Origin of the sequence: Chryseobacterium hagamense (assembly GCF_007991455.1) — a bacterium.
In the GTDB taxonomy this organism is placed as follows: domain Bacteria; phylum Bacteroidota; class Bacteroidia; order Flavobacteriales; family Weeksellaceae; genus Chryseobacterium; species Chryseobacterium hagamense.
Genome location: NZ_BJYJ01000008.1, coordinates 58,364 through 71,000, shown reverse-complemented (window position 1 = coordinate 71,000; position 12,637 = coordinate 58,364). Strand labels below are relative to the sequence as shown.

Here is a 12,637-nt window from a genome sequence, read left to right as displayed (position 1 = left end):
ACTCTTTATTTTAAATAATAACGAGAACCTGCAGAAATTGGATAAAAAGCGCAGCAATAAAAAGATGGCGATCCCTTGAAAAGCAGGTTTCTTTAATAAAATTTAATCGCAAATAAAATTTAAAATCCTTAAATTTGTTATAAATACGGACGTTTCCAATGCAGAATAAGCTAAAAATCATCAATGATCCCGTACACGGGTTCATCAAAATTCCTCACGAAATTTTATTCGACATCATCGAGCATCCTTACTTCCAGCGGTTGAGAAGAATAGGGCAGACGGGCCTGCTGAACCTGATTTTCCCGGGAGCTACCCATACAAGGTTCCACCACGCTCTGGGGGCCATGCACCTGATGTTTACGGCTTTGGAAACCCTGAAACAGAAAGGGATCAGTATTTCGCAGGATGAAGAAAAGGGAGCGATGCTGGCCATTCTGATGCACGACATCGGCCATGGTCCGTTTTCCCATGCGTTGGAATGTATGCTGATGGACGACTGGCACCATGAAAAACTGTCCTTGCTGCTGATGAACCGCCTGAACGATCAGTTCAACGGGGAACTTTCCTGCGCCATTGAGATGTTTCAGGGGAAATACCACCGGAAGTTCTTCAATCAGCTGATTTCGTCCCAGCTGGATGTGGACCGGCTGGATTACCTGAAGCGCGACAGTTTCTTTACCGGCGTTTCCGAAGGAAATATCAACACCCAGCGGATCATCTCCATGATGAACGTCTGTGATGACGGCGAGCTGGTGATTGATGCCAAAGGGATTTATTCCATCGAAAATTTCCTCACCGCCCGGATGTTTATGTACTGGCAGGTCTATTACCACAAGACCTCTGCCCTGGCTGAATTTATTTTGGTTAAGATTTTGGAAAGGGCAAAATATCTCGTTTCCCAAGGCATTCATCTGCCGGCTACCGAAAACCTGACGTATTTCCTCTACCGTGAAAAAAGTGCTGCTACCGATGAAGATGTGGAACGGTTTACCCAGCTGGACGATAACGACATCATCCAGGCCATGAAAAACTGGCAGAACGCCGATGATGTGATCTTATCTTATTGGTGTACCTGTGTAATCCGGAGAAATCTTCCGAAGACCATTATTTCCTCCCATGCTTTCGGAGAAGAATTGATTGCAGAAAAAATAAAAAACGTGAATGAATTTTTCGGAATTGACAACGGGAACGAACTGGTACATGAAATCGAAAGAAAACTCCTCCCTTATGATACTGAAAAGCAGCCGATTTACCTTCTTCAGAAGAATGGTGAAAAAATAAGGCTGGATGAATCCGGAGACCAGCTGCTGTCTGGGCTGATGATCAATAAAACCCAACGCTATATCCTTACTTTTCCCAGGGATATGGACGCCCGTATTTCTTAAAGAATATTAAAATTCAAAATCCTAAAATTAAAAGATGTTTGCGAATTACAGAATTTCTTATCTTTGCAGAATATGGAATTTACAGCTTCGCAAATTGCAGGTTTTATCGACGGAAAAATAATAGGCGACGGAAATGCGCTTATTACTGGGGTTTCACCTATTGAAGGCGGGGAAACGGGACACCTTTCTTTTATAGCACAGGACCGGTTTATCCCTTATCTGGAGACTTCAAAGTGTTCAGTGATCATTGTTTCGGAAAACCTTTTATCAAAAGATACCTATGTGCCTACCGTTATTGCTGTAAAGGATGCCTATCTTTCGTTTCAGATCCTGATGAACCTGTATCAGGAAATGCAGGGCCGGAAAAGCGGCATTGAAGACGGATCTTCCATTCATGAAACCGCAGTACTGGGAGAAAATGTCTACATAGGAACATTTACTTATATTTCGGAGAAAGCCAAAATCGGCGAAGGAACCCAGATTTACCCGCAGGTATATATCGGTAAGGGAGTAAAGATCGGAAAAAACTGTAAAATCGATAGTGGAGCGAGGATTTATGACTACTGCATTATCGGGGACAACTGCATCGTGCATTCCAACACTGTGATCGGAGGCGACGGATTCGGTTTCCAGCCGACGCCGGAAGGCTTCAAAAAAATTCCTCAGCTGGGAAATGTGATCATTGAAGATGATGTGGAAATCGGTTCCAACTGCAGCATCGACCGGGCCACCATCGGTTCCACCATCATCGGGAAAGGAACGAAGATCGATAACCTTATCCAGATTGCCCACAACGTAAAAATCGGACAAAATAACGTAATTGCTGCACAGGCGGGAATTGCAGGCTCTACCACCATCGGCGACTGGAACCAGATCGGCGGCCAGGTGGGCATCGTAGGCCATATCAAAATCGGTAATCAGGTAAGAATCCAGGCACAGAGCGGGGTTAATACCCATGTGAATGATAAGGATACCGTCTACGGCTCGCCTGCCATTACCTATAACGATTACCTCAGAAGCTACGTCCATTTCAGAAACCTCCCTGAAATTGTAAAAAGAATAAACAATCTTGAGAATACCTCAAAAGATAAAACTAATGAGTGATATGCAAAAAACACTTCAGCAGGAAGTGACCCTTTCCGGAATCGGACTTCATACTGGTAAAGAAGTAAAACTAACCATAAAACCTGCCAGGGAAAACACAGGTTTTGTTTTTGTAAGAACCGACCTTGAAGGGCATCCCCAGGTGGAAGCAGATGTAAACTATGTGGTGGCTACAGAAAGAGGAACGACATTGGAGAAGCTGGGTGTTAAAATCAATACCTGTGAGCACCTTCTGGCTGCTTTGGTAGGATGTGATGTGGATAATGCCATTCTGGAAATGGATGCTTCCGAGCCGCCGATTCTGGACGGATCTTCAAAATTCTTTGTAGAAGCCATTGAAAGTGTGGGAATTGTTGAGCAGAATACTGCCAGGGAATACCTTGTGGTAAAAGAAGTGCTTACCTACAGCGATCCGGCAACAGGATCTGAAATCACCATTATTCCTTCCGATACGTATGAAGTGACGACTATGGTGGATTTCGGCACCAAAGTGCTGGGTACCCAGAATGCCACTCTTAAAAATATATCAGAATTTAAAGACGAAATTTCATCAGCGCGTACCTTCAGCTTCTTACATGAGCTGGAAATGCTGTTGGATCACGGACTGATCAAAGGCGGGGATATCTCCAATGCGATCGTCTATGTGGATAAAGATCTTACTCCGGAAACTACGGAAAAGCTGAAAAAAGCCTTCGGTAAAGACAATGTTTCCATAAGACCGAACGGAATCCTTGATAACCTTACCTTAAACTATCCCAACGAAGCGGCAAGACACAAATTACTTGATGTAATCGGGGATCTTGCTTTGGCAGGAGTAAAAATAAAAGGTAAAGTTATTGCCAATAAACCGGGACATTACGTAAATACCCAGTTTGCCAAAAGACTGAACCGCCAGTGGAAACTGCAGAAAAAGAAAAACGTTCCGGATTTCGATTTAACCAAAGAACCGGTATTCGATATCAACGGGATCATGAAGCTGATGCCTCACCGCCCGCCTTTCTTATTAATCGATAAAATCCTTGAGCTTTCGGATTCGCACGTCGTAGGACTGAAAAATGTAACGATGAACGAACCGTTCTTTGTAGGGCATTTCCCGAAAGAACCGGTAATGCCAGGCGTTCTGCAGGTGGAAGCGTTGGCACAGACCGGAGGAATCCTGGTCCTGGCAAGCGTTCCGGATCCTGAAAACTATTCTACTTATTTTATCAAAATAGATAAAGTGAAATTCAAAAGAAAGGTAATCCCCGGAGATACCCTTATCTTTAAAATCGAATTGATCGAGCCGATCAGAAGAGGTATTGTTCATATGCAGGGATACGGTTACGTGGGAGATGCGGTAGCAGTAGAAGCAGAACTAATGGCCCAAGTAGCAAAAAATAAAGTTGATTAAATGATTCATCAGTTAGCAGCCGTAGACAAGCGTGCGAAAATCAGCAAAAATGTAATCGTAGAACCATTCACTACCATTGCAGGGGATGTAGAAATCGGGGAAGGAACCTGGATCGGCCCTAATGTAACGATTATGGACGGGGCCAGGATAGGGAAGAACTGCCGGATTTTTCCGGGAACGGTTATTTCGGCCATTCCTCAGGACCTGAAGTTTGACGGTGAAGATACCCAGGTGATCATCGGCGACGAAACCACCATCCGCGAATGCGTTACCGTAAACCGGGGAACAAAAGCGCTTGGATTCACAAAAATCGGTAAAAACTGCCTGATTATGGCAACCACGCATATTGCGCACGACTGTGTCATCGGGGATCACGTGATCATCGTCAATGGTTGTGGTATTGCCGGGCATGTGGAAATCGGCGACTATACGGTGATGGGAGGCTTATCCGCCGTTCACCAGTTTGGAAAAATCGGAAAGCATGTGATGATTTCCGGAGGGACCCTGGTGAGAAAAGATATTCCGCCTTACGTAAAAGTAGCAAGAGAGCCGATGTCTTATGCCGGAATCAATTCCGTAGGTCTGAGGAGAAGAGGGTTTACCAACGAGAAGATTTTTGAAATCCAGAAGATCTACCGTTCGATTTTCCAGCTGAAAATGAATGTTTCCCAGGCATTGCTTTACATTGAAAAGGAAATGCTGCCAACGGCTGAAAGAGATGAAATCCTTCAGTTTATCCAGAACTCCCCGAGAGGAATCGTAAAAGGATACGGAACCGGAAAAGAAAACAGCTGATCTGGAATGAACAGGTACTTTTTGTTTTTCCTTCTTCTATCCGGTCTTTTATCCGCTCAGAAACAACAGCTTACAGGTGCGGAATTCTACTATGGTTTTTCCGACTATAAAAAAGGGAATCTTTCCAAGCCTGAAGTGTATGCTGAAATTAAAAGTCAGAGTGAAAACTATGTTAAGATTTCATCATTCCGGTACAGGGGATCAGACGGTAAAGCGAAAAGAGAAAACCGGGCATGGCTCATGAAATACAATGATCATCTGTATTTCAATATGACCTATGCCGCCTATATCTTTTCTTATGACACCTTCTCCAAAGTAGATGTTATCGGCAAAAAATATATCCTGCTGTACCTGGACGAGGTTAAAGATAAAAAGGCTATTGCTTATAATACCGCCTATCCTGCAACAGGACTTATGGGGGTTTTAATGAATACCAAACCCAGATTCTCATGGAAAGACATACAGGGAAATTCCTATAAAGTACTTCTGATCGATGTAGATCAATCAAACAATACGACAGATGACAGGGATATCAGCTTCGGGCATATCCTGGATACAAAAGCGATCCTGAAGATTGCGGCTAATAATCCTGAAGTCATTGCAAAGCTGAAATCGGATCGATATTATCTCGAAGATATTATCGCACTGGTGAAAAATGAAAACAATAAATAAAAACAGATACAATTAATGGCAACAAGTAACGATATCAGAAAAGGATTGTGCATCGAGTACAGCAATGATATTTATAAAGTAATCGAATTCCTTCACGTAAAACCGGGAAAAGGTCCGGCCTTCGTAAGAACAAAACTGAAATCCGTAACCAACGGAAAAGTTCTGGATAATACCTTCTCTGCAGGTCACAAGATCGATGAGGTAAAGGTAATCACAAGAAAATTCCAGTATCTTTATGATGATGAGAATGGTTTCCACTTTATGAATAACGACGATTTCTCCCAGTTATATCTGAATAAGGAAATGATTGAAAATTCCAACCTGATGAAAGCAGGAGAAGAAGTAACCATCATTTTGAAAGAAGCTGATGAAACGCCGCTTTCTGCCGAACTTCCTCAGTCGGTTTACCTGGAAGTTGTGGAAGCGGATCCGGGAGTAAAAGGAAACACAGCGACCAATGCGCTTAAAAATGCAATCGTGGAAACGGGAGCAAGAGTAATGGTTCCTCTTTTTATTGAAGCAGGCGATAAAATTAAAGTAAGTACCGAAGACGGTTCTTATCTTGAAAGAGTAAAAGAATAATTTTAAATAAAATGTATATAAATTCGGTTTGCCTCTGCATTCCGAATTTTGTTTTATAATAAAAGCAACTGTTATGAAATTCCATTCTCCGCAAAAACTCAGAACCATTGCCGGACTGATCGGCGCCAGGTTCATAGGCCCGGAAGATTTCCAAGTATTGGGTACCAATGAAATCCATAGGGTACAGCCGGGTGATATTGTTTTCGTGAACCATCCGAAATATTATGATAAGGCGTTGAACTCCGCCGCTACCATCATCCTGATCGATAAAGAAGTAGACTGTCCGGAAGGAAAGGCCCTTCTGGTATCGGATGATCCGTTCCGTGACTTCAACAGAATTAATACCCATTTTACCAGGATTTGCAACTTTACGGAGGAACTTCATGACGTGGAAATCGGGGAAGGAACCCATATCCATCCTTCTGCAGTAATCGGCAATCATGTGAAAATCGGCAAGAATACCCTCATTTTCCCGAATGTGGTCATCGGCGACCGGACGGTCATCGGAGACAATGTCGTGATCCAGTCCAATACGGTGCTGGGAGGCGACGCCTTCTACTACCGGAAACTCAACGGGAATTTCGACCGCCTGATCTCGGTAGGGAATGTGGTGATTGAAAGCAATGTAGAGATCGGAAACGGGTGTACCATCGACCGTGGCGTTACCGATTCCACGATAATCGGCGAAGGTTCCGTACTGGATAACCAGATCCAGATCGGGCACGATACGGTAATCGGGAAAAAATGCCTCATCGCTTCCCAGGTTGGGGTAGCCGGATGCTGCATCATCGGCGACGAAGTTACTTTATGGGGGCAGGTCGGCATCGCTTCCGGAAATACCATTGAAAGCGGAACCGTACTTCTCGGGAAAACCGGCGTCAACCGTGATCTCGAAAAAGGAACGTACATCGGAATGTTTGCAGAAGATTTCAAAACTTATCTGAAAAAAGAGGTCAAGCTGAGAAACCTTAAGTAAGCTTACGGTTAAAAAAAAAATACCCGATGTTATTGCTGAAAGCCTTAAAAACTTCATAACCGGCAATCGCAGCGGGTATTGTATTGGCGAAAATTAAAATTTTTGAATGATTAGGGATAAAAACTTTTTGCATTTTGAATTATTTCATACATTTGAAACAACACAAATGCATGGATCATGTCAAAAAGAGGCGTTTCGAAAATCGCCGGAAACCCTGCTCCTGAAGTAGGCACGGCTTCTGAATATACCATTGAAGAATGGTATCCTGCCACACCTGTACAATTACGCGACCCGTCCGGGGTCATCTGGGAACTCTTTAAAAAACGTCCGGACGGAAAATTTACGGCCACGGGAATCCGGAAAAAAGGTTCAGGAACTTTTACCTTCGGGGAAGTCTCCTCAAAGCATACGTACCGGCTCGAAGCTTATCTTTATCATCCGGAAGGCAGCGGGCCCACCACGCTGGAAATCCGTCCGAAACAAGCGAACCGGCCCAAAATCACCAAAGTGGATTTACTCCATATTGATTCTTCTCCCGGAAACAGGTTCAGTTTCACGGACCGGCTGATTGCACAGGCGCACAGTGTAGGCTTGGTTGGCAAAAAAATCCTGTTCACCCTGTGGGAAGATGATGCCGCCGGTCCCGGTCATCATGCATCCAATCTTGTCATCGACCGTAAAGAAGCTCTTGTACAAAGGGATGGCACTGCCTGCGTCAGTTTTATGCTTAGCAAGGCATTGGTTAAAAAAGCACTGGACGGAGAAATTGATCCGCGAGCGCTTGAATTTTACGTCACGGCTGAACATTACTTCCATCAAAAGCAGGCTTCCTGCAATGTCGAAATAAAGAACCCGCTGATTTTCGAGATCCCCCGTAAAACACCACCTTCCAAACCAGCTTCCGCCCAAATCTCAAAACCAAAAGGTTCTCCGGCCTCCGGTAAACCGGCTTCAAAAAAAGAAGAAAGAGGACTGCTGGAAAAATTTTCAGATGGCATCAAAGAACTTTGGGACTGGCAGGAAACCCGGGGAACCATAGAGAAAAACAGAAAACCGGTCGTGCAGAGGAAGGAGGGTAAGAGTGTGAGTATGGTGGAAGGTCATGAAAATAATACCTGTTTTTGTAAAGCAAACAATTTATATTGGGGAAAATATTTTAGCTGTCAGGAACGAAAAAAAATTATAGAAATAGCAAATAGATTAGGCTGTAAACCGGATTATCTGACATCGGCAGTGGCTTTAGAAACCAAAGGAACCTTTGATCCGAAAATTGTTAATAGTCGCGGTTATACAGGTTTGATACAGATTGGAGATGTGGCGGCAACAAATATTAATAAAAGAAAAAAGACCAATATTTCTGCAGGAATAAATGGTAATATGAAAAAGATGTCCAGATTTGAGCAGCTTACTTATGTAGAATATTATCTGGAGCCCTTCAAAGGAAAATTAAATACACTTGCCGATTTTTATCTGGCGATTTTAATGCCTGTTGACTGTGGAAAAGGAAATCAAAGAAGCCATGTAGTATTTGATAAGAATTTGATATTAGATCATAATTCTCAAGGTAATGTGATTAAGAATACCAAGTGGGTTAGAAAAAAAGGCTATGTAGCAAACCCTGTTTTCCATAAAGAAAAAAGGGAGGATGGCAAAACCTATGTATGGGAGATTGCCAATGAAATAGAAGAATGGTATAAAAAAGGCGAAACTAATAAGGAATTTGCTTTTTCATGTCAAAAGAAAAAAATAAATAGTACGGAAAGCTTTACGACAATATGGCACGATCCAGTTGATAATCCCAGATTAACAAAATATAATTATGGAGGACTTATAAAGCCTTCTAGTGGGACCTATGGATGGTGTCGAAGAAATCCCGATGGCTCAAAAAAATACCATTCAGGTTTCGATTTTTTTGCAATGCCAGGAAAAGATAAAGTATATTCTTGTTTAAGAGGTAATGTATGCGAAGTCAAATATTCTGATAGTGCAGGCTGGATAATCAAGATAAAAATACAAAATGTAAAAGATTTATTAGAGCAAGAAAAAAAAGTAAATTATACGAATCAATTCAAGGATGAGCTAAGAGGAATAGATCTTAAAGAAACAGATGATGTTTATTTTGTTTATATGCATTTAGACAGTACTTTAATTACTGAAGGTGATGCCAATCGCAAAAAAGAAATAGATGCAGGAACTATTTTAGGTTATGCGGGAGTTTCAGGCTCAATTGCAAGTGGAGGTAAAGCACCGCATTTACATTTGGAAATCACTACTGTGTTAAATGCTTATGGACATGGAGAATCAGTAAGAACCAATCCTGCAAGATTTGTAAAACTTAATTCCTATAATACGAAAGATCAGGATGAAGAGTCAAGAATTAAACATATATATAAGAGATAACATGAAAAATAAAACAAAATTATTTTTAACGAAATTTTTCCTATCCATTTTAATGATTTCCTGTAAACAAAAAGAAAATGATTATAAAAGGGCAAATGCCAATTCTTTAAATATCACAAACCCAAATCGTATTCTTGATAGAGTGCAGACTGAAAAAATTGCTTCAGACACCATAGATTATACGGAGAAAAATGAAGAATTTATTTCAAATTCTTTATTTGAGCAATGGAAGGGTACTTATATATTAAAGCAAGAAGATCAATTGGATGGTTGGGGAAGAGAATCCACATCTTTGTCTCAATTGATTTTAATTAAGCCGGACAGCTGTATTTTTAAAAGTTGGCTTGAGGATAGTGATGGCAAAAGATATAAAAAAAATGATAATTACCAGGAATTTATCGGTGGGATCCTTGCTACTGCATCTAAGGACTCGATAGAATTTTATACAAAAAGAGTTGTAGCAGGAAGCAATAATTCTCTGTCACCATTGTTTGCATTATCTAAGAATAATAAGAATTACTTAATTTATAGTCTACTAACGTCGCCACCTCATAATGGGATTATAGGGATGACTATAATAAAAGTAAAATAACATTTATAAAGAGAATTTGTTTTTGTTAAAAGATCTTTTATAAAAACAGTTATTAATAGAAATGAATTTTGACAGGTCTAAAAATTTGAGAAACTGTCATAAAAGAATACTGCCCCATTGTAGAAAATAGCTTGAAACCTTAATTTAAGATAGACATAAAGTGAATATAAGGGCTGCACCTTCGTAAAGAACAAAAAGACAGAATACTATATCAGTTTGAAAAAAGGGATTTGCATTTAATCAATGAAATAAAGTCCTCAAATAAGGAGAATATCAGTTCAATTTCCAATGGAAATATTTTATAGATGATTATATTCAGGACTATGAATCTCTCTAAGCAGAAAAAATGATCCTGTTATTTATACGGAAACCAGTAATATGGGCAAAATTTACAATTAGTATTTACTTAGTAAAGAAAGATTAGCAGATGGGAAGGTTTTTATTAAATATCAAAAAACAGCAGAAGGTTTAGCAGGTAAAGCAAATCAAACATATCAGTTCGGTTTTATTTCAGGGCAAAATAATAAAATATATCTTACCGGTTCTTATATATAAAATAGGTTTAACCTACCAAAAATGGAATTGAAGAAGGAACACTGATATTCTGGTAAGCAGCTAAATTCAGTTATATTTTTTATAAGCATAATGATAAGTGATCAAGATAAGTTTAATACTTTCCAACTATATAATAAAATAGAAGATACTCACGACAAAAGTGGCAAGCCGAAATCATAAAGCGGCATTAATACATATTGAGTATGATGGTTTAACATAGTTCAAACAACGCCAAATGCCAGATAATGGAAGATTTTTCTTTTGTCTTTATCTTTTCGGCTTTGCGATATGGTAATCAAAGAAAAATAAGTAAATTTGTGAACCTTATTAAAAATAATAAATAAATTAAAATTATAATAAAATGTCAATTTTAGTAAACAAAGATTCTAAAGTAATTGTACAAGGATTTACAGGGAACGAAGGTACTTTCCATGCGGGCCAGATGATCGAATACGGAACCAACGTAGTAGGTGGGGTTACTCCTGGAAAAGGAGGCAGCGAGCACCTTGGGAAGCCGGTATTCAATACCGTGGCAGATGCGGTGGAAAAAGCGGGAGCCAATGTAAGCATCATCTTCGTACCGCCTGCATTTGCTGCGGACGCCATCATGGAAGCTGCAGAAGCCGGGATCAAAGTAATCGTATGTATTACGGAAGGAATTCCTGTAGCGGATATGGTTAAAGTAAAATCGTATATCTCTAACAAAGACTGCAGACTGATCGGTCCGAACTGTCCGGGAATCATTACTTCGGAAGAAGCTAAAATTGGAATCATGCCAGGTTTCGTTTTCAAAAAAGGAAAAGTGGGAATCGTTTCCAAATCAGGTACCCTTACCTATGAAGCTGCTGATCAGGTAGTAAAAGCCGGCTTCGGTGTTTCTACAGCCATCGGTATCGGTGGAGACCCGATCATCGGTACTACCACAAGAGAAGCTTTGGAATTATTCATCAACGATCCTGAAACGGAAGCCGTAGTCATGATCGGAGAAATCGGTGGTGGTCTTGAGGCGGAAGCGGCAAGATGGTACAAAGCCAGCGGTTCTACAAAACCGGTTGTAGGCTTCATCGCAGGACAAACCGCTCCTAAAGGAAGAACCATGGGTCACGCAGGTGCCATCGTAGGAGGTGCCGAAGATACGGCGCAGGCTAAAATGGAAATCATGAGAGAGAACGGAATCAATGTAGTGGATTCCCCTGCTGACATCGGTGCTACCGTTGCAAAAATTCTAGCATAATTTAAAAACATACAACATGAAAAAATTTTTATTAGCCTCGGCAATGGCTTTTTCCGCTATGTCTTTTGCTCAGATCGATTTCAGCAGTACAAGATTCGGAATCATTGCCGGGGGCAACTATTCCGGGGTAAAGAATGCGCATAATCCTTCAGGACCGAGATTCGGATTTCAGGGCGGGGTACTGGCTTTAGTCCCGATAGGTTCCGAAAACCAGTTTTTCTTGCAGCCGGAAATTACCTATTACGGAGCAGGGGAAACCGGTAAGGATAAAAACGCAAAAGGAGTAGACGGCTATAATGCGGTTTATGCCAACAATTACCTTAGTGTGCCGATTTATTTTAAAGGATATTTTTCTGAAGCAGAATCTGAATTCTTTGGAATGGTGGGTCCGAGATTCAATTTTTTAATGAGCCAGAATGTAAAGAACGCACCGGTTTTAAGACCTTATTATGACCCGGATTTTAAAGATCCGGCATATCCGGACGTCAACGGAAAGGCCAGCAAATTTAACTTTGGATTGGGAATAGGCGTAGGATACAGCTACAAAAGACAGCTCGAACTGGCTGCCAGATATGATTTCGGACTCAGCAATACCTATCCGGGATTGGATAAAGAACCGAAAGGAAGTACCAAAGCAAAGTCTGAGCAGGTTCTCAGTGTAACCTTAAGCTACATCTTCAACTAAAAATTCTTTCAGATTGAAACATCATAAAGGCTGCCCCTGCAAGGAGCAGCCTTTTGTTTTATTTAATATCAATGTGAATTCGACTTATGGTCAACTGTTTCCTTAATTGAAAAATAATAAAGGCTCATTCAATCCGGATTTTATAAGAATACGCTCAGATCGAATGACAAAAGACTGGTCTGATCATCAGGACTTTGATCCTGTTTTTGAAAGGAGAAATTTCCCGCATCCGGCATCCCTCTTCCAGCTTTTCATCAGGCTTCATAA

The 12,637-nt window shown here is 41.0% G+C and carries 11 protein-coding genes; all 11 read left to right on the top strand.

Annotated elements, in window-relative coordinates:
* Window positions 1-158 precede the first annotated feature (158 nt).
* The 11 genes from CHA01nite_RS09460 to CHA01nite_RS09410 all read left to right on the top strand — a co-directional run bounded on the left by CHA01nite_RS09460 (window position 159) and on the right by CHA01nite_RS09410 (window position 12,370).
* Window positions 159-1,385 carry an HD domain-containing protein gene (locus tag CHA01nite_RS09460; protein ID WP_146941073.1) on the top strand — a complete coding sequence of 409 codons (1,227 nt, stop codon included), beginning with the start codon at window positions 159-161 and terminating at the stop codon, window positions 1,383-1,385.
* A 72-nt stretch (window positions 1,386-1,457) separates the two neighbouring features.
* Entirely contained in the window at window positions 1,458-2,489 is a 1,032-nt protein-coding gene (lpxD, locus tag CHA01nite_RS09455) for a UDP-3-O-(3-hydroxymyristoyl)glucosamine N-acyltransferase (protein ID WP_146941072.1), read from the top strand.
* Window positions 2,482-3,879 carry a bifunctional UDP-3-O-[3-hydroxymyristoyl] N-acetylglucosamine deacetylase/3-hydroxyacyl-ACP dehydratase gene (locus CHA01nite_RS09450; protein WP_146941071.1) on the top strand — a complete coding sequence of 466 codons (1,398 nt, stop codon included), beginning with the start codon at window positions 2,482-2,484 and terminating at the stop codon, window positions 3,877-3,879. The genes lpxD and CHA01nite_RS09450 overlap by 8 nt, the downstream gene beginning before the upstream one ends.
* A complete protein-coding gene (gene lpxA / locus CHA01nite_RS09445; protein WP_146941070.1) occupies window positions 3,880-4,674 on the top strand; it encodes an acyl-ACP--UDP-N-acetylglucosamine O-acyltransferase in 795 nt (264 codons plus the stop codon).
* A gap of 6 nt (window positions 4,675-4,680) precedes the next feature.
* The gene (locus CHA01nite_RS09440; protein WP_146941069.1) at window positions 4,681-5,346 is read left to right on the top strand and encodes a hypothetical protein; all 666 of its coding nucleotides are present in this window, start codon (window positions 4,681-4,683) and stop codon (window positions 5,344-5,346) included.
* 15 nt (window positions 5,347-5,361) lie between these two features.
* A complete protein-coding gene (gene efp / locus CHA01nite_RS09435; protein WP_146941068.1) occupies window positions 5,362-5,928 on the top strand; it encodes an elongation factor P in 567 nt (188 codons plus the stop codon).
* A gap of 73 nt (window positions 5,929-6,001) precedes the next feature.
* The gene (locus CHA01nite_RS09430) at window positions 6,002-6,904 is read left to right on the top strand and encodes a UDP-3-O-(3-hydroxymyristoyl)glucosamine N-acyltransferase (protein ID WP_146941067.1); all 903 of its coding nucleotides are present in this window, start codon (window positions 6,002-6,004) and stop codon (window positions 6,902-6,904) included.
* 177 nt (window positions 6,905-7,081) lie between these two features.
* The gene (locus tag CHA01nite_RS09425; RefSeq protein WP_146941066.1) at window positions 7,082-9,304 is read left to right on the top strand and encodes a M23 family metallopeptidase; all 2,223 of its coding nucleotides are present in this window, start codon (window positions 7,082-7,084) and stop codon (window positions 9,302-9,304) included.
* A 1-nt stretch (window position 9,305) separates the two neighbouring features.
* The gene (locus CHA01nite_RS09420; RefSeq protein WP_146941065.1) at window positions 9,306-9,896 is read left to right on the top strand and encodes a hypothetical protein; all 591 of its coding nucleotides are present in this window, start codon (window positions 9,306-9,308) and stop codon (window positions 9,894-9,896) included.
* A 916-nt stretch (window positions 9,897-10,812) separates the two neighbouring features.
* Window positions 10,813-11,685: a succinate--CoA ligase subunit alpha gene (gene sucD, locus CHA01nite_RS09415; RefSeq protein ID WP_146941064.1), complete on the top strand. Its 873-nt coding sequence runs from the start codon at window positions 10,813-10,815 to the stop codon at window positions 11,683-11,685.
* Between the two features lie 16 nt (window positions 11,686-11,701).
* Entirely contained in the window at window positions 11,702-12,370 is a 669-nt protein-coding gene (locus CHA01nite_RS09410; RefSeq protein ID WP_146941063.1) for a porin family protein, read from the top strand.
* Window positions 12,371-12,637 lie beyond the last annotated feature (267 nt).

Coding starts and splice junctions, on each gene's coding strand:
- CHA01nite_RS09410 (WP_146941063.1), top strand. CDS start 11,702: ATGAAAAAATTTTTATTAGCCTCGGCAATGGCTTTTTCCGCTATGTCT.
- efp (WP_146941068.1), top strand. CDS start 5,362: ATGGCAACAAGTAACGATATCAGAAAAGGATTGTGCATCGAGTACAGC.
- CHA01nite_RS09440 (WP_146941069.1), top strand. CDS start 4,681: ATGAACAGGTACTTTTTGTTTTTCCTTCTTCTATCCGGTCTTTTATCC.
- lpxA (WP_146941070.1), top strand. CDS start 3,880: ATGATTCATCAGTTAGCAGCCGTAGACAAGCGTGCGAAAATCAGCAAA.
- CHA01nite_RS09460 (WP_146941073.1), top strand. CDS start 159: ATGCAGAATAAGCTAAAAATCATCAATGATCCCGTACACGGGTTCATC.
- CHA01nite_RS09430 (WP_146941067.1), top strand. CDS start 6,002: ATGAAATTCCATTCTCCGCAAAAACTCAGAACCATTGCCGGACTGATC.
- CHA01nite_RS09420 (WP_146941065.1), top strand. CDS start 9,306: ATGAAAAATAAAACAAAATTATTTTTAACGAAATTTTTCCTATCCATT.
- lpxD (WP_146941072.1), top strand. CDS start 1,458: ATGGAATTTACAGCTTCGCAAATTGCAGGTTTTATCGACGGAAAAATA.
- CHA01nite_RS09425 (WP_146941066.1), top strand. CDS start 7,082: ATGTCAAAAAGAGGCGTTTCGAAAATCGCCGGAAACCCTGCTCCTGAA.
- CHA01nite_RS09450 (WP_146941071.1), top strand. CDS start 2,482: ATGAGTGATATGCAAAAAACACTTCAGCAGGAAGTGACCCTTTCCGGA.
- sucD (WP_146941064.1), top strand. CDS start 10,813: ATGTCAATTTTAGTAAACAAAGATTCTAAAGTAATTGTACAAGGATTT.